This is a genomic window from Achromobacter anxifer, from assembly GCF_903652925.1.
GTDB classification, from domain to species: Bacteria; Pseudomonadota; Gammaproteobacteria; order Burkholderiales; family Burkholderiaceae_B; genus Achromobacter; species Achromobacter anxifer.
The window spans coordinates 213,800-229,378 of the sequence record NZ_CAHLAR010000006.1 but is presented as its reverse complement, the minus strand read 5'-3'; the positions used below and the strand labels follow the sequence as shown (position 1 = coordinate 229,378).

The 15,579-nt window shown below is 63.8% G+C and carries 22 protein-coding genes; 15 read left to right on the top strand and 7 right to left on the bottom strand.

Features of this window, described 5'->3' with window-relative positions:
- Positions 1–105: 105 nt before the first annotated feature.
- The 6 genes from HWY37_RS20425 to HWY37_RS20400 are packed head-to-tail and all read right to left on the bottom strand — an operon-like array spanning position 106 to position 5,804.
- Positions 106–1,173, bottom strand: coding sequence for a branched-chain amino acid ABC transporter permease (locus HWY37_RS20425; RefSeq protein ID WP_176089725.1), 1,068 nt, complete (start codon positions 1,171–1,173; stop codon positions 106–108).
- Between the two features lie 11 nt (positions 1,174–1,184).
- A complete protein-coding gene (locus tag HWY37_RS20420) occupies positions 1,185–2,195 on the bottom strand; it encodes a branched-chain amino acid ABC transporter permease (RefSeq protein ID WP_175205428.1) in 1,011 nt (336 codons plus the stop codon).
- Positions 2,192–2,941, bottom strand: coding sequence for an ABC transporter ATP-binding protein (locus HWY37_RS20415; RefSeq protein WP_176089724.1), 750 nt, complete (start codon positions 2,939–2,941; stop codon positions 2,192–2,194). The genes HWY37_RS20420 and HWY37_RS20415 overlap by 4 nt, the downstream gene beginning before the upstream one ends.
- Positions 2,938–3,708: an ABC transporter ATP-binding protein gene (locus tag HWY37_RS20410; RefSeq protein WP_176089723.1), complete on the bottom strand. Its 771-nt coding sequence runs from the start codon at positions 3,706–3,708 to the stop codon at positions 2,938–2,940. Before HWY37_RS20410 ends, HWY37_RS20415 begins: the two co-directional genes overlap by 4 nt.
- 14 nt (positions 3,709–3,722) lie before the next feature.
- Positions 3,723–4,895, bottom strand: a complete 1,173-nt coding sequence (locus tag HWY37_RS20405) for a substrate-binding domain-containing protein (protein WP_175205431.1) — start codon at positions 4,893–4,895, stop codon at positions 3,723–3,725.
- 12 nt (positions 4,896–4,907) lie between these two features.
- Complete coding sequence (locus HWY37_RS20400) at positions 4,908–5,804, bottom strand: alpha/beta fold hydrolase (RefSeq protein WP_176089722.1); 897 nt, start codon at positions 5,802–5,804, stop codon at positions 4,908–4,910.
- Between the two features lie 168 nt (positions 5,805–5,972).
- Here HWY37_RS20400 and HWY37_RS20395 point away from each other — a divergent pair, with 168 nt between their 5' ends.
- A complete protein-coding gene (locus HWY37_RS20395; RefSeq protein WP_175205433.1) occupies positions 5,973–6,932 on the top strand; it encodes an AraC-like ligand-binding domain-containing protein in 960 nt (319 codons plus the stop codon).
- A 99-nt stretch (positions 6,933–7,031) separates the two neighbouring features.
- Here HWY37_RS20395 and HWY37_RS20390 read toward each other — a convergent pair whose 3' ends face one another.
- Positions 7,032–8,459, bottom strand: coding sequence for an NAD-dependent succinate-semialdehyde dehydrogenase (locus HWY37_RS20390; RefSeq protein ID WP_175205434.1), 1,428 nt, complete (start codon positions 8,457–8,459; stop codon positions 7,032–7,034).
- Between the two features lie 148 nt (positions 8,460–8,607).
- Between HWY37_RS20390 and HWY37_RS20385 the strand changes: the two genes are divergently transcribed.
- From HWY37_RS20385 to rpmJ, 14 genes are all read left to right on the top strand, one after another.
- Entirely contained in the window at positions 8,608–9,405 is a 798-nt protein-coding gene (locus HWY37_RS20385) for an aspartyl/asparaginyl beta-hydroxylase domain-containing protein (RefSeq protein ID WP_175205435.1), read from the top strand.
- 353 nt (positions 9,406–9,758) lie between these two features.
- Positions 9,759–10,127 carry a 50S ribosomal protein L14 gene (gene rplN / locus HWY37_RS20380; RefSeq protein ID WP_006216531.1) on the top strand — a complete coding sequence of 123 codons (369 nt, stop codon included), beginning with the start codon at positions 9,759–9,761 and terminating at the stop codon, positions 10,125–10,127.
- 11 nt (positions 10,128–10,138) lie between these two features.
- On the top strand, positions 10,139–10,459 hold the full coding sequence (gene rplX / locus HWY37_RS20375) for a 50S ribosomal protein L24 (protein WP_006389623.1): 321 nt from the start codon (positions 10,139–10,141) through the stop codon (positions 10,457–10,459).
- Between the two features lie 12 nt (positions 10,460–10,471).
- Complete coding sequence (gene rplE, locus HWY37_RS20370) at positions 10,472–11,011, top strand: 50S ribosomal protein L5 (protein WP_054457265.1); 540 nt, start codon at positions 10,472–10,474, stop codon at positions 11,009–11,011.
- 12 nt (positions 11,012–11,023) lie between these two features.
- The gene (rpsN, locus tag HWY37_RS20365) at positions 11,024–11,329 is read left to right on the top strand and encodes a 30S ribosomal protein S14 (protein ID WP_006216527.1); all 306 of its coding nucleotides are present in this window, start codon (positions 11,024–11,026) and stop codon (positions 11,327–11,329) included.
- A 10-nt stretch (positions 11,330–11,339) separates the two neighbouring features.
- Positions 11,340–11,735, top strand: coding sequence for a 30S ribosomal protein S8 (gene rpsH, locus HWY37_RS20360; RefSeq protein ID WP_006216525.1), 396 nt, complete (start codon positions 11,340–11,342; stop codon positions 11,733–11,735).
- Positions 11,736–11,747: 12 nt separating this feature from the next.
- Complete coding sequence (gene rplF / locus HWY37_RS20355) at positions 11,748–12,281, top strand: 50S ribosomal protein L6 (RefSeq protein WP_175205436.1); 534 nt, start codon at positions 11,748–11,750, stop codon at positions 12,279–12,281.
- A 21-nt stretch (positions 12,282–12,302) separates the two neighbouring features.
- On the top strand, positions 12,303–12,668 hold the full coding sequence (rplR, locus tag HWY37_RS20350) for a 50S ribosomal protein L18 (RefSeq protein ID WP_013397004.1): 366 nt from the start codon (positions 12,303–12,305) through the stop codon (positions 12,666–12,668).
- Positions 12,669–12,683: 15 nt separating this feature from the next.
- The gene (gene rpsE / locus HWY37_RS20345) at positions 12,684–13,205 is read left to right on the top strand and encodes a 30S ribosomal protein S5 (protein WP_013397003.1); all 522 of its coding nucleotides are present in this window, start codon (positions 12,684–12,686) and stop codon (positions 13,203–13,205) included.
- 3 nt (positions 13,206–13,208) lie between these two features.
- Complete coding sequence (gene rpmD, locus HWY37_RS20340) at positions 13,209–13,394, top strand: 50S ribosomal protein L30 (protein WP_006216520.1); 186 nt, start codon at positions 13,209–13,211, stop codon at positions 13,392–13,394.
- 9 nt (positions 13,395–13,403) lie between these two features.
- Positions 13,404–13,844: a 50S ribosomal protein L15 gene (gene rplO, locus HWY37_RS20335; protein ID WP_175205437.1), complete on the top strand. Its 441-nt coding sequence runs from the start codon at positions 13,404–13,406 to the stop codon at positions 13,842–13,844.
- Between the two features lie 14 nt (positions 13,845–13,858).
- Positions 13,859–15,184, top strand: a complete 1,326-nt coding sequence (gene secY, locus HWY37_RS20330) for a preprotein translocase subunit SecY (protein WP_175205438.1) — start codon at positions 13,859–13,861, stop codon at positions 15,182–15,184.
- 8 nt (positions 15,185–15,192) lie between these two features.
- Positions 15,193–15,411, top strand: a complete 219-nt coding sequence (infA, locus tag HWY37_RS20325) for a translation initiation factor IF-1 (protein ID WP_003806927.1) — start codon at positions 15,193–15,195, stop codon at positions 15,409–15,411.
- 34 nt (positions 15,412–15,445) lie between these two features.
- Positions 15,446–15,559, top strand: a complete 114-nt coding sequence (gene rpmJ, locus HWY37_RS20320; protein WP_003806928.1) for a 50S ribosomal protein L36 — start codon at positions 15,446–15,448, stop codon at positions 15,557–15,559.
- The last annotated feature ends 20 nt before the right edge of the window (positions 15,560–15,579 follow it).

The following is a 15,579-nucleotide window of genomic DNA, read 5'->3' as shown; positions in this document are numbered from 1 at the left end:
GCGCGGCCGGACTGCCAAGCGCGAGTACGATGCCGCGCCGCGTTTGTCCGGCCCCGCCGCAGGCAAGGGGAACCGGACCGCGATATCCGGACGGAATCCGCGGGACTAGCGCCGCCCGGCCAGCTCCCGCAGCCGCCCCGCGATCCCAGTGGGAAAGTAATACACCGACACCACGAACAGGATGCCCAGCCACAGCAGCCAGCGGTCAGGTTCAAACAGCAGCGCCAGCGGCGCCACGCCGGACACGGCGTCGTGGATCACGTGCAGGCCGTCCTGCAGATAGCTTTGCGCAAACACGAACAGGCTCGCGCCCACCACGGCGCCGTACATCGTTCCCATGCCGCCGATCACCAGCATCAGCAGGATATTGAGCATGATCTCGAACGACAGCGAGGTGTCCGGGCCGTTGTAGCGCAGCCATAGCGCGTACATGGCGCCGGCCAGCGTGGCGAAGGCCGCGGCCAGCAGGTTGGACAGGCTGCGGTACAGCACGGTGCGGTAGCCGATGGCCTCGGCGCGGAACGGGTTCTCGCGGATGGCTTGCAGCACTCGGCCAAAGGGCGAGTTCACGATGCGCAGCAGCAGCAGGAACAGCACGACGCAGACAGCGGCGATCAGGTAGTAGGTGATGATGCGGCCGTCCACCGTCATGCCGAACAGCGGCTCCGTAAAAGGGCGGAAGGCCGGGCGCAGCATCTGCGGAACCTTGAAGTTCAGGCCGTCCTCGCCGCCCGTCAGGTCCGACAGCTGCGACACCAGGGTCTGGAACGCCGCCGCGACCGCCAGCGTGATCATGGCGTAGAAGATGGCGCGCACGCGCAGGCTGGCCAGGCCGATCAGCAGGGCGAAGGCCAGCGATACCACCAGGCCGCCGGCCAGGCCCGCGAACACCGCGATCCAGCCCGGCTCCATGCGCATGCTGGCGATCGCCACGCCATAGGCGCCTATGCCGAAGAACATGGTGTGGGCGAAGCTGACGATGCCGGTATAGCCCAGCAGCAGGTCATAGCTGGCGACCAGGATGATGAACACCAGGATCTTGGCGGCCACCGCCAGCGACTTGGGTCCGGGAAAGAGGAAGGGCGCGGCGGCCAGCAGGACCACGATGGCGATCAGCGCCAGGGCCAGCAGCGTGCTGCGCGGAGGGTCGCCGGAAAGCAGGCGTACGGACATGTCGGCGGTTCCTAGCGATTCGTGACCGGATACACGCCTTGGGGACGCCACAGCAAGATGGCGACCATCAGCGCGATGTTCGAGAACAGGGCGGCCTTGGGCAGCAGGAAGCCGGTGTAGTTCGCCATCAGGCCGACCAGCAGCGCGCCGATCAGGCAGCCCACGGTGGAGCCCAGGCCGCCGATCATGATGACGATGAAGATCAGCACGTTGACCTGAGCACCCAGCTGCGGCACGACCGATTGCTGGTACATGCCCCACAGCACGCCGCCCAGTCCCGCCAGCATCGAGCCGGCCACGAACACGCCGACGAACAGATGGCGGATGCGGTAGCCCAGGCTCTCCACCATTTCGCGGTCCTCCACGCCAGCGCGGATCAACAGGCCCAGCTTGGTGCGGTTGAGCAGCCACAGCATGGCGCCCAGCACCAGCAGCCCCGTCAGCAACGCAACGATGCGGAATTTTTCGATGGCGGCATCGCCCAGCAGGAAGGCGCCGCGCAGCGCCTCGGGCAGCGGCAGGGAAATCGTCTGCGGTCCCCACAGCATCTTGATGATCTCTTCGCCGATGATCATGCCGCCCATGGTGATGAGGATCTGCTTCAGGTGTTGCCCATAGACGGGCCGCACGATCACGCGCTCGAATGCCAGGCCCACGGCGCCCGCCACCAGCATGCCGACGATCATGGCTGGCAGCACCGCGCCCAGGTTGATCCACAGGCTGCCGGATTGCGTCCAGTCGGCCATGGAACCCAGCACCGTCGCCGCCATGTAGGCGCCGATGGCGATGAACAGGCCGTGGCCGAAATTCAGCACGTCCATCAGGCCGAACACCAGCGTCATGCCCGAAGCCACGATGAAGATGATCATGCCCATGGCCAGCCCCGCCAGGGTCAGCGTGACCCAGGTGGAGAACGAGCCCACCAGCGGCAGGGCCAGCGCGGCCAGGGCCAGCACCAGCAGGACGGGGCGCAGGTCCGCGCGCACGCGCGGCAACGGGGTGTCGATTTCCAGCGTGCTCATTGGTGGCTTCCCAGCGACAGGCCCAGCAGGCGCGTCTGTAGTTCGGCGTCAGCGGCCAGCTCGGCCATGCCGCCCGCGTGGACGACTCGGCCGTTGTCCATCACGGCGACGCGGTCGCCCACGAGGCGCGCGAAGTTGAAGTTCTGCTCGACCAGCAGGATGGTGGTCGACGCCTGCTTCAGTTCGATGAAGGCGTCGATCATGTTCTGAATGATGGCGGGCGCGAGGCCCTTGCTCGGCTCGTCCACCAGCAGCAGCCGGCGCGGCTCGATGATGGCGCGCGCCACCGCCAGCATCTGCTTCTGTCCGCCCGACAGCTTGCCGGCCGGATGCAGCCAGAATTTCTTCAGCGCAGGGAAGAAGCCGAAGATCCATTCCAGGCGTACCGTGTCCAGCTGGCTGGCGTTCCTGGCCTGGCGCGCGGCCAGCAGGATGTTCTCCTTCACGGACAGGTCGGCGAAGATGCCCATGTTCTCCGGCACGTAGGCCATGCCCATGCGCGCCATGTCGGGCGGCGAGGTGCGCGTGCCGGGGCCGCCAACGGGCGCGCCGTCGAAGCGCACCTGGCCTTGCGAGGCGCGCCACAATCCCATGATCGTGCGCAGGGTGGTGGTCTTGCCGGCGCCGTTGCGGCCCAGCAGCATGGTCACGGCGGCGGGCGGCACGGCCAGATCGACGCCGTGCAGGATGTGGTACGCGCCGATGTGCGTGTGCACGTCCTTCAGTTCCAGCAGCGCTTGCGTCATGCCGCTTTCTCCGTCGGGCTGACGCCCAGATAGGCTTGCTGCACGATGGGCGAGGCGATCACCGTCGCCGGATCGCCGTCGGCCATCAGCTGACCGTTATGCAGCACCACGATGCGGTCCGCCAGTTCGCGCACCACGTCCATCTTGTGTTCCACCAGCAGGATCGTCTTGGTCGGATCGTTCTTGATCTCGCGGATCAGCTCCAGCACGACGGGCACGTCGTCCACGCTCATGCCGGCCGTGGGTTCGTCGAACATGAAGACCTGCGGTTCCAGCGCGATCAGCATGGCGATCTCCAGCTTGCGTTGGTCGCCATGCGGCAGGTCGGCGGCGGACTGGTCGCGGCGGGCGGACAGGCGGGTGCGTTCCAGCAGCGCGTCGGCGCGTTCGATCAGGGCGCGGTCGTCGCTCCAGGTGCGCCAGAAACGGATCTGGCGCCAGCCCATGCCTTGCTGGCGCGATTGCAGGGCCAGGCGCACGTTCTCATGCACGCTCAGGCGCGGAAACAGCTGGGTCAGCTGGAAGGCCCGGCCCAGCCCCGCATGCATGCGTGCGGGCGCGGCCAGCGCGGTCAGGTCGCGCCCGTTCAGGCGCACCGTGCCCGCGCTGGCGCGCAGCTGGCCGGAGATCAGGTTGAAGTAGGTGGTCTTGCCCGCGCCGTTCGGGCCGACAATGGCGGTCAGGGTGCCAGGCGCATAGCTGCAGCTGACTTCATTGACCGCCACGTGTCCGCCGAAACGGATCGTGAGCGATTGGGTTTCCAGCATGGACGGGTAGCGGTTCAGCGTTTGTTCTGGATCGGCACCGACATCTGGTCCGGCGTGATTTCCTTGACCAGGTCCTGCACGGCCCATGGCACCGACGGATCGTTCTTGATGCGGAAGTGGTACATGGATTGCATGGCCTGGTGGTCCTCGGGGCGGAAGGTCATCTTGCCCTTGGGCGTCTCGAAGCTCATACCTTCCATGGCCTTGATCAGCGTGTCGGTATCGGAGTTGCCGTTGGTCTTCGCCAGCGCCGTGGCGATCGCGATGCCCGAGGCCATGCCGCCCGCGGTGAAGAAGTCCGGCGGCTGGCCATAGCGCTTCTGGTGCTCGGCCACCAGCCAGTCATTGATCGGATTCTTGGGGATGCCGTAGTAGTAGTAGGTGGCGCCTTCCATGCCGGCCAGCGATTTCAGCGGCGTCATGGCGGCCAGCGTATTGCCGCCCGTGGCGATCTCGATGCCGAAGCGCTTGGGATCCAGGTCGGCGATCTTGAACGGATTGCCCGCGCCCGCCCACAGGATGAAGATGATCTTGCGGCCCGGCTTGTCCTTCAGCGCGTCGAACAGGCGCTGCGCGCCGGCGGTGAAGTCGGTGGCGTTGGCGGGCAGGTATTCCTCGTGCACGATCTTGGCGTTCTTCAAGGCGCCCTTGAAGGCCTTGACGCCGTCGCGGCCGAAGGCATAGTCCTGCGCCAGCATGGCGATCGAGGTGCCGGCCTGGTCGAAGGCGACCGCGTTGGCGATGGCGTCCTGGGACGAATTGCGGCCGGTGCGGAAGATGTACTTGTTCCACTTGTCGCCGGTGATCGAATCGGCCACGGCGGGCTCGACCAGCAGGATCTTCTCGTACTCCTCGGCGATGGGCAGCATGGCCAGCGCGACGCCGGAAGAGGTGGGGCCTACGGCGATGTCGGCGTTGTCGTCGGCATAGGCCGAGGCCAGCTGCGCGCGCGCCACGTCGGGCTTGCCCTGGTTGTCCTTTTCGATCACGCGGATCTTGCGCCCGGCCACCGTCATGGTGCCTTGCGTCGCGTATTCCAGCCCCAGCATCAGGCCGTTCTGGGTCTGTTTGGCATAGGCCTCCAGCGGGCCGGTCTTGTCGTAGACGTGGGCCACGACGAAGTCTTTCGCCGCTATCGCGGAATTCATGCAGAGGCCGGCGAGCGCGGCAAGCAGAACGCGTTTCATGGGAGTCTCCTGTTATTGGGGGCAGGCAGCCGCCGTGTGGTCCGGCGTGGCAAGGAACTGTCGGATGGCGTCGATCTGGGGATCGACGTTGAGGGCGGGGGCGTGGCCGCAATCGGGGAAATCGATGCGTTGCGCGCGCGGCCCGCGGCGGGTCATGGCGTCGGCGACCTCGGGCAGCAGCAGGTCCGAATCGGCGCCACGCAGCAGCAGCAGGGGCATGCGCAGCGAGTCATAGCCGCTCCAGCGGTCGTAGTCGTCGGGATGGTTGCTGAACTGGCCGACGATGTCGGGGTCGTAGTGCAGCGTGACGCGGCCATCGGGCAGACGGCGCACCGAGGTCTCGGCCATCCTGCGCCATTGCTCGTCGCTCTGCCAGCCGTAGGGCTTGTAGGCGACGCGCAGCCAGGTCTCCAGCTCCGTGACCGTGTCGAAGGCAGGCGGGGCGCCGACGTAGGCCACGATGCGGTCGATGGCGGCTTGCGGCAGCTCGGGGCCGATGTCGTTGACGACCAGGTGCGAGATCCGGTCGCGCAAGGTGGTGGCGGCGGCGTGCATGCCGGTGGCGCCGCCCATGGAGGTGCCGACCCAGCGCACGCGGGGCAGCGACAGTCCGTCGACCAGGGCGCGGGCCAGCGCCGCGTAGAAATCCAGCCGGTATTCGGCGACCGGGTCGGCGCTCCATTGCGACAGGCCGCGGCCGATCGCGTCCGGGCAGATGATGCGGTAGTCGCCCGCCAGCGCTTGAGCCAGGTCGTCGAAGTCGCGGCCGGTGCGGGCCAGGCCGTGCCACATGACGACGGGCGGCGCGTCCGGGGCGCCCCATTCGGTGTAATGCAGCTCGCGGCCTTCGCAGCGCAGATAGCGCGAAGCCGGCGCGTGGCGGCCAGCCGTTACGGGCGCTGATGCCATGGGTCTCCTCCCGGGTAGTCCAGGTTGTGTGCTTATCGGGCTGAATATAGACTTGCGCCAAGCGCGCCTTCAAGGCGCCGGACGCCCCGGTGCAGGGTGAGTCAAGAATATGTAGACGCAGGATCACAAGTGCCCAGCCGCGGCGCCCGCGTCCAAGGAGACCGAGCCATGTCCGATACGGAATTCGCCATTTCGGCCAGCGCCGGCGCCGACCGGCGCGACGCATGGCGCGCGGCGCTGTCGAGTGCGTTCGGCCCGTTCGAGGTGCATCACGGCCGGCCCGGCAACTTTGCCGGACATGTGCGCTACGCGCGCCGGGGCAGCCTGCAGTTCAACGACCTGCACTACCAGGGACAGAAGCTGGAACGCACGGCGGGCAACGTGTCGCACCTGGACCAGGAGTTCTACACCTTCGGCCTGCCGCTGGCGGGCCCCCTGGCCGTGCAGCAGGGGGGGCGGGAGTTCCAGGTCGAGCCCGGCTGCGTCTACCTGATGAACCAGAGCCTGCCTTACCAGGCCACGGCGCAGGGCGTGGCGGGCTACCGCAGCCTGAGCGTGTCGTTTCCGCGCAGCGCGCTGTCGCAGCGCGATTCCCGCATCGGCGCCTTCTACAAGCTGCGCGTTGATGATGGTTCGCCGCGGGGCGCCTTGCTGGCCAGCTACATGGACCACCTGTTCAAGGGGGTGGACAACTGGTCGGACGTGGAAGCGTCGGAGCTGGGCGAACGGCTGATCGACCTGATTGTGCTGTTCCTGGTGCAGTCAGGCCAGGGGCACGCGTCGGAATCCGACAGCAGCGTCACGCTGGCGCACCGCCAGCGCGCGCTGGCCTACATTCGCCAGCATCTGGCGGATCCCGCCTTGTCGCCGCAGCTCGTGGCGCAGGGCTGCGGCCTGTCGGTGGCCTACCTGCACCGCATCCTGCGCGCTGGCGGCCTGTCGGCGGAGTCCTTCATATTCGACCAGCGGCTCGACAAGTGCCGCGAGCTGCTGCTGAATCCGCAGCATAGCCACCGTAGCATCGCGGAGCTGGCGTATCAGGTGGGTTTTTCGCACCCCTCGCATTTCAGTCGCCTGTTCAAGCGCCGCTTCGGCATGACGCCGCGCGATTTGCGGGCAAGTTCCTGAGCGGCCCTTTGCCGCGGACAGCCTCGCCCGGTTGCGCTGGCGCGAGGCAAAAAAAAAGCCCCACAGAAATCCTGTGGGGCTTTTTTTGTCGCAGCCAGGTCAGATGTGCGTGATGAACTTGGTGACCAGATAGCCGTCGAACGTTTCCAGGCCACCTTCGCTGCCGATGCCGCTGTCCTTGATGCCGCCGAAGGGCGTCTCGGCCAGGGCGCTGCCGAAGTGGTTGATGTTGACCATCCCGGCTTCCAGGCCGTTGGAGACCTTGGTGGCCGTCTGCAGCGAGTTCGTGAACACGTAGGACGACAGGCCGAAGGGCAGGCTGTTGGCGCGGCGCAGCACTTCATCGGTATCCGTGAAGCGGACCACCGGCGCGACCGGGCCGAAGGGCTCTTCGGTCATCAGCATGGAGTTGTCGGGCACGTCGGTCACGACCGTGGGGGCGAAGAAGAAGCCCTTGCGGTCCAGCGGGCCGCCGCCGACCACCACCTTGCCGCCATGCTTCTTGGCGTCGTCGATGAAGGCGCTCATGGCGGGGACGCGGCGCTCGTGCGCCAGCGGGCCCATGTCGGTGCCGTCTTCCAGGCCGTCGCCGACCTTGATGTTCTTCAGCACTTCGGAGAAGCGGGCGAGGAACTGTTCGTAGGCGCCGTTCTGGACGTAGAAGCGGGTCGGCGACACGCACACCTGGCCGGCGTTGCGGACCTTGAACTTGGCCAGCATGGTGGCGGCGCGGTCGATGTCGGCGTCGTCGAACACCAGCACGGGCGAGTGGCCGCCCAGTTCCATGGTGACGCGCTTCATGTGGGCGCCGGCCAGCGCGGCCAGCTGCTTGCCGACCGGCACGGAACCGGTGAACGACACCTTGCGCACGATCGGCGAGCGGATCAGGTAGTCGGAGATCTTGGCGGGTTCGCCCCAGACGATGTTCAGGCAGCCCTTGGGCAGGCCGGCGTCGTGGAACATGCGGGCGATGGCCATGACGGCGCTGGGCGAGTCCTCGGGACCCTTCAGCACCACCGTGCAGCCGGCGCCGATGGCGGCGGCGATCTTGCGGATGGCCTGGTTGTAAGGGAAGTTCCAGGGCGTGAACGCGGCGCAGACGCCGATCGGTTCGCGCACCACGATCTGGCGCACGTCGGGATTGCGCGGCGGGACCACGCGGCCGTAGATGCGGCGGCATTCCTCGGCGTGCCAGTCGGCGTGCTCGGCGCAGGAGGTGACTTCGCCCACGGCTTCAGCCAGCGGCTTGCCCTGGTCCAGCGTCATGTTGCGGCCGATTTCCTTGGCGCGCTCGCGCGAAAGGGTCGCGACCTTGCGCAGGATGGCCGAGCGATCCATGGGAGAGGACTTCTTCCAGGATTCGAACGCGCGCTGGGCGGCGGCTAGCGCGCGATCCAGATCCGCTTCGGTGGCGTGGGGCAGCTGGCCGAGCACTTCCAGCGTGGCCGGGTTGATGACGTCCTGGGTGCGCCTGCCCTCTCCGGCGACGAATTCGCCGTCGATATACAGCGCCAACTGTTCATACATGCCTGTCTTCCCTTGCGAAATATAGGAGTGGATAGCGACCGCTGTCGCCCACGCCAGTCTAAACCAGCTGGGCGGCGGCGGGGAGGGCCAATGCCGGGCGGACCCTTGGAGCCAATATAACTGGCAAGTCTTGCATGCCGGCCCCGGCATGGACAAAATGATGCATCTTTGGCTGTCCATCCGGCTACCTATTGTGCAACCCGTCGATGCGCGTCCGCCCGGCAAGCCCAGCTTCTACTCGCGCGCCTTTTTCCGCTTCATAGATTGGTTGCGCAACCGCATCGCCCGGGCCTCGCTGGTCGGCGACCGCCCGATTTTCGACAACGGCCAGTTTCCCTGGGTCGCCGCGCTCGAGGCCCAGGCGCCCGCCATCCGAGCCGAGCTGGTGGGCTTGCTCTCCGAGCGCCAGCACCTGCCTGCCTTCCACGAAATCTCGCCCGACGTGGGCCAGATCACGTCGGACGACCAATGGAAGACCTTCGTGTTCATGGGCTACGGCCTGCGCTCCGAGCGTAACCTGGCGCGTTGTCCGGCCACCGCCCGGGCGCTGCAAGGGATTCCGGGTATCCGCACGGCGTTCTTCTCGATCCTGGAGGCAGGCAAGCGCATTCCGCTGCATACCGGCCCCTACAACGGCGTGCTGCGCCTGCACCTGGGGCTGGTGGTGCCGCAGCCGGCCGAGCAATGCTGGATCGAGGTCGGAGGCGAGCGCTACAGCTGGCGCGAAGGGCGGGCCGTGGTGTTCGATGACCTCTACCCCCACCAGGTCCACAATGACACCGCCGGCCTGCGGGCCGTGCTGTTCGTGGACTTCGAGCGCCCCTGCAGCGCTCCGGTAAAATGGCTGAACCGCCTGGTGCTCATGGCTGCCCCGTTCACGGACGAAATCCGCCGCGGCAAGGCCAATCATGACGCCTGGGAGAAGGGCTACTACCGCCAGAAATAAGGGGCGGATAGCTCCGGTCTACCCCCTTTCAGGGGGAAACGTGGCTTTTGTGCGTTATCCACACAAAGTGCTTGCGCTCAAAAATTAACCACGTTAGAATTATCAGCTTTCCCAGATTGTCGATCGAGTTGGCCCGCGCCTATGCAGGTTAACCCGACGTGTTGGGGGAATACCCGCAGGATTTCAACCCAGGGTCGTTGCGTTGCCAACCAGTTGCGTGAGTAGGGCTAAAGCTCGAGACATGCCAACACAAAAGCAGGGCGGCAGACCTGACGGGACCAAAACTGGCAGGAATTGCAGTGTTCCCTTGTTGGGAAAACCGTATTTCCAGTTAAGTTGGAACAGGAAAAATCATGATCCAAATGCAGACCACGCTGGATGTGGCCGATAACACTGGTGCGCGTCATGTCATGTGCATTAAGGTGCTCGGTGGCTCCAAGCGCCGTTATGCCGGTATCGGCGACATCATCAAGGTGAGCGTCAAAGATGCGGCTCCGCGCGGACGCGTCAAGAAAGGCGAAATTTACAATGCCGTGGTGGTTCGTACCGCCAAGGGCGTGCGCCGTAAAGACGGTTCGCTGATTCGTTTCGGTGGCAATGCCGCCGTGTTGCTCAACGCCAAGCTGGAGCCTATCGGCACCCGCATCTTCGGACCCGTTACGCGTGAACTGCGTACCGAGAAGTTCATGAAGATCGTGTCGCTGGCCCCGGAAGTGCTGTAAGGAGCCCTACGATGAACAACATTCGTAAAGGCGACGAAGTCATCGTCCTGACCGGCCGCGACAAGAAGCGTCGCGGTACCGTGCTGGCTCGCGTCGATGCCGACCACGTTCTGGTCGAAGGCGTCAACGTCGTCAAGAAGCACGTGAAAGCCAACCCGATGGCTAACAACCCGGGTGGGATTGTCGAAAAGACCATGCCGATTCACATCTCGAACGTCGCGCTGTTCAACCCGGCCACCGGCCGTGGCGATCGCGTGGGCGTGCAAGAAGTCGAAGGCCGCAAGGTTCGCGTGTTCCGTTCCAATGGTGCCGTTGTCGGCGCCAAGGCGTAAGGGGCGATAGACATGTCTCGTTTGCAAGATCTCTACAAGAGCAAGGTCGCTGCCGACCTGCAAGCCAAGTTTGGCTACAAGAGCACGATGGAAGTGCCGCGCATCACCAAGATCACCCTGAACATGGGTGTGTCGGAAGCGGTGTCGGACAAGAAGGTTATCGAGCACGCTGTTGGCGACCTGACCAAGATCGCCGGCCAGAAGCCCGTCGTGACGAAGACCAAGAAGGCTATCGCCGGGTTCAAGATCCGCGAAAACTACCCGATCGGTTGCATGGTCACGCTGCGTGGTCAACGCATGTACGAATTCCTGGATCGCCTGGTGGCGGTTGCGCTGCCTCGCGTGCGCGACTTCCGCGGTATCTCGGGTCGTGCGTTCGACGGCCGCGGCAACTACAACATCGGGGTGAAAGAGCAGATCATTTTCCCCGAAATCGAGTACGACAAGATCGACGCGCTGCGTGGGCTGAACATCAGCATCACCACCACCGCGAAGACCGACGAAGAAGCCAAGGCGCTGTTGACGGCCTTCAGCTTCCCGTTCCGTAACTAAGGGGCTGATGACGTGGCTAAACTTTCCCTCATCAATCGCGACATCAAGCGCGCCAAGCTGGCTGACAAGTTCGCTGCCAAGCGCGCTGAGTTGAAGGCGATCATCGACGATCAGTCGAAGACCGACGAAGAACGTTACCAAGCTCGGCTCAAGCTGCAACAGCTGCCGCGCAATGCCAACCCGACGCGTCAACGTAACCGTTGCGTGGTCACCGGTCGTCCGCGCGGCGTGTTCCGCAAGTTCGGCCTGACGCGCCACAAACTGCGTGAAATGGCGATGAAGGGTGAAATCCCCGGCATCACCAAGGCCAGCTGGTAGGAGAAACAATATGAGCATGAGCGATCCCATCGCCGATATGCTGACCCGCATTCGCAATGCGCAGCAAGTGGACAAAGTTACGGTGAGCATGCCCTCCTCGAAGCTGAAGGCGGCCATTGCCGCTGTGCTGAAGGACGAAGGCTACATCGACAGCTTTGAAATCAAGGGCACCCAGGCCAAGCCTGAGCTCGAGATCACCCTGAAGTACTACGCTGGCCGTCCGGTCATCGAGCGCATCGAACGCGTTTCGCGCCCCGGTCTGCGTATCTACAAGGGCCGTACCAGCATTCCTCAGGTCATGAACGGCCTGGGCGTGGCTATCGTTTCGACCTCGCGCGGCGTCATGACCGACCGTAAGGCTCGCGCCAACGGCGTCGGCGGCGAAGTGCTGTGCTACGTGGCCTAAGGAGAAATTCGAATGTCACGTATCGCTAAGTATCCGGTCGAACTGCCCAAGGGTGTCGAAGCTGACATCAAGCAGGATCAGATCACCGTCAAGGGCCCGCTGGGCACCTTGACCCAAGCCCTGACCGGCGACGTCACGGTTGCGTTGGACAATGGCAAGCTCACGTTTGCCGCCGCCAACGAAAGCCGTCACGCCAACGCCATGTCGGGTACCGTGCGCGCTCTGGTGGCCAACATGGTCACCGGCGTGAGCAAGGGCTTCGAGCGCAAGCTGACCCTGGTTGGCGTGGGTTACCGCGCCTCGATCCAAGGCGATGCCGTTAAGCTGCAGCTCGGTTTCTCGCACGACGTTTTGCACCAGTTGCCGGCCGGCATCAAGGCCGAGTGCCCGACCCAGACGGAAATCGTCATCAAGGGCGCCAACAAGCAAGTCGTCGGTCAGATGGCCGCTGAAATCCGCGCGTACCGCGAACCCGAACCCTACAAGGGCAAGGGCGTGCGTTACTCGGACGAACGCGTCGTCATCAAAGAAACCAAGAAGAAATAACGGCGCACGCAAGGACGAATCATGGACAAAAAAGTTTCCCGTTTGCGTCGTGCGGTTCCGACCCGCCGGAAGATCAACGAGCTGCGCGTTCATCGCCTCTCGATTTTCCGCTCGAACCAGCACATCTACGCCAACATCATTTCGCCGGAAGGCGATCGCGTTCTGGTCAGCGCCTCGACTGTCGAAGCCGAAGTGCGCGCGCAACTGGCCGGCCAAACCGGTCAGGGCGGCAACAAAGCCGCTGCGTCGCTGGTTGGCAAGCGCGTGGCCGAAAAGGCCAAGGCTGCCGGTATCGAACTGGTCGCTTTCGATCGCTCGGGCTTTCGTTACCATGGCCGCGTGAAAGCGCTGGCCGATGCCGCGCGTGAAGCCGGCCTGAAGTTCTAAGCGAGGATCTGTCAAATGGCTAAAGTACAAGGCAAGAACGCCGCGGAAAAAGAGAACGATGACGGCCTCCGCGAAAAGATGATCGCGGTCAACCGCGTGAGCAAAGTGGTCAAGGGTGGTCGCACCATGAGCTTTGCCGCGCTGACCGTGGTTGGCGATGGCGATGGTCGCATCGGCATGGGCAAGGGCAAGGCGCGTGAAGTGCCGGTGTCCGTTCAGAAGGCTATGGAACAGGCCCGTCGCGGCATGTTCAAGGTCGCTCTGAAGAACGGCACGCTGCACCACACCGTGGTTGGCAAGCATGGCGCCGCTACCGTGCTGATCTCGCCCGCTGCTGAAGGTACCGGCGTTATCGCCGGCGGCCCGATGCGCGCTATTTTTGATGTGATGGGTGTGCGTAACGTGGTTGCCAAGAGCCTGGGCTCGAGCAACCCCTACAACATGGTTCGCGCCACGTTGAACGGCCTGCGCGCCTCCATGACCCCGGCTGATGTTGCTGCCAAGCGCGGCAAGTCGGTCGAAGAAATCCTGGGGTAAATCATGGCTCAGAAGCAGATCAAAGTGACCCTCGTGCGCTCGGTGATCGGTACCAAGCAATCGCACCGTGATACGGTTCGCGGTTTGGGCTTGGGTCGCATCAACAGCAGCCGCGTGTTGGTCGATACGCCCGAGGTGCGTGGGATGATCCGTAAGGTGGATTATCTCGTTTCCGTCTCGGAAGCCTAAGGAATCACCATGTCGGATATGCAACTTAATTCGCTGAAGCCCGCTGAGGGCAGCAAGCACGCCAAGCGCCGCGTCGGCCGTGGCATCGGTTCGGGTCTGGGTAAGACCGCCGGCCGTGGTCACAAGGGTCAGAAGTCGCGCTCGGGCGGTTTCCATAAGGTTGGCTTCGAAGGCGGTCAAATGCCGCTGCAGCGTCGTCTGCCCAAGCGTGGTTTCACCCCGCTCGGCCAGCACCTGTTCGCCGAAGTCCGTCTGTCGGACCTGCAAGCCCTGCCCATCGATGAAGTCGACGTGCAAGTGCTGAAGGCCGCTGGCGTGATTGGCCAGGCGGTTCGTTACGCCAAGGTCATCAAGTCGGGTGAACTCTCGCGCAAGGTCGTGCTCAAGGGCATTACCGCGACGGCTGGCGCTCGCGCCGCCATCGAAGCCGCGGGCGGCTCGCTTGCTTGATCACGAGGTGACGAGTGGCTAACGCGCAGGCATTGGGCAAAACCGGAGCACGGTACGGCGATCTGAAGCGCCGCCTCGTGTTCCTGGTGCTCGCCCTGGTGGTTTACCGTTTGGGTACACACATCCCCGTACCGGGCATCAACCCGGATGCGCTGGCGGACTTGTTCCGTCAGAACCAGGGCGGGATCCTGGGCCTGTTCAACATGTTCTCGGGCGGGGCGCTCTCGCGCTTCTCGATTTTTGCCCTGGGGATCATGCCGTACATTTCGGCATCCATCATCATGCAGCTGATGTCTGTGGTGGTGCCGTCGCTGGAAGCGCTCAAGAAAGAGGGCGAAGCCGGCCGTCGGAAGATCACCCAATACACCCGCTACGGCACGGTCGTGCTGGCGCTGGTGCAGGCTGTGGGCATTTCGGTTGCGTTGGAGTCCCAGCCGGGACTGGTGATCGATCCGGGCATGCTGTTCCGCTTCACGACCGTCGTGACCTTGGTCACCGGCACCATGTTCGTCATGTGGCTGGGTGAGCAAATCACGGAACGTGGTCTGGGCAACGGGATTTCCATCCTGATCTTCGCAGGTATCGTTGCGGGTCTGCCCGCGGCGCTGGCTGCACTGTTGGACCTGGTCCGCACCAACTCGATGTCCGTGCTTTCCGCACTGTTCATCGTGGCTCTGGTGGTGCTGGTTACCGCTTTTGTGGTGTTCGTGGAACGCGGACAGCGCAAGATCACGGTGAACTACGCCAAGCGTCAGGTCGGCAACAAGGTCTACGGTGGTCAAAGCTCGCATTTGCCGCTGAAGCTGAACATGGCAGGGGTGATTCCGCCGATCTTCGCATCGTCGATCATTCTGTTCCCGGCCACGATCACGAGCTGGTTCTCCAGCAGTGAGAACATGCGCTGGCTTAGCGACCTGGCTGCGGCCCTGTCGCCTCGTCAACCGCTCTACATCACGCTGTACTCGGTCGCGATTATTTTCTTCTGCTTTTTCTACACGGCTCTGGTGTTCAACAGCCGCGAAACGGCGGACAACCTGAAGAAGAGTGGTGCGTTTGTTCCGGGCATCCGTCCGGGCGAACAAACAGCGCGCTACATCGACAAGATCCTGATGCGTCTGACGCTCGCGGGTGCCATCTACATCACGTTGGTGTGCCTGTTGCCGGAATTCTTGGTGATGCGCTGGAACGTTCCCTTCTACTTCGGTGGTACGTCCCTGCTGATCATTGTGGTGGTGACGATGGATTTCATGGCGCAGGTTCAGGCCTACATGATGTCTCACCAGTACGACTCGTTGCTCAAGAAGGCTAACTTCAAGGGCGCGGGTTTGCCGATGCGGTAAGCAAAAGAATGTCCAAGGACGACGTCATTCAGATGCAAGGTGAGGTTCTTGAGAACCTCCCGAACGCGACATTTCGCGTCAAGCTCGAAAACGGCCACGTGGTGTTGGGCCATATTTCCGGCAAGATGCGTATGCATTACATCCGGATCCTGCCGGGTGACAAGGTCACAGTGGAGCTCACGCCCTATGATCTGACGCGAGCCAGGATAGTTTTCCGCTCGAAATGAGCGGAACCGGATTACGGAAAATTAGGAGTCAACCATGAAAGTAATGGCATCGGTTAAGCGGATCTGCCGCAACTGCAAAGTTATCAAACGTCACGGCGTGGTGCGCGTTATCTGCACCGACCCGCGTCACAAGCAGCGTCAAGGCTAACTCGGGTTAGCGACTACGCA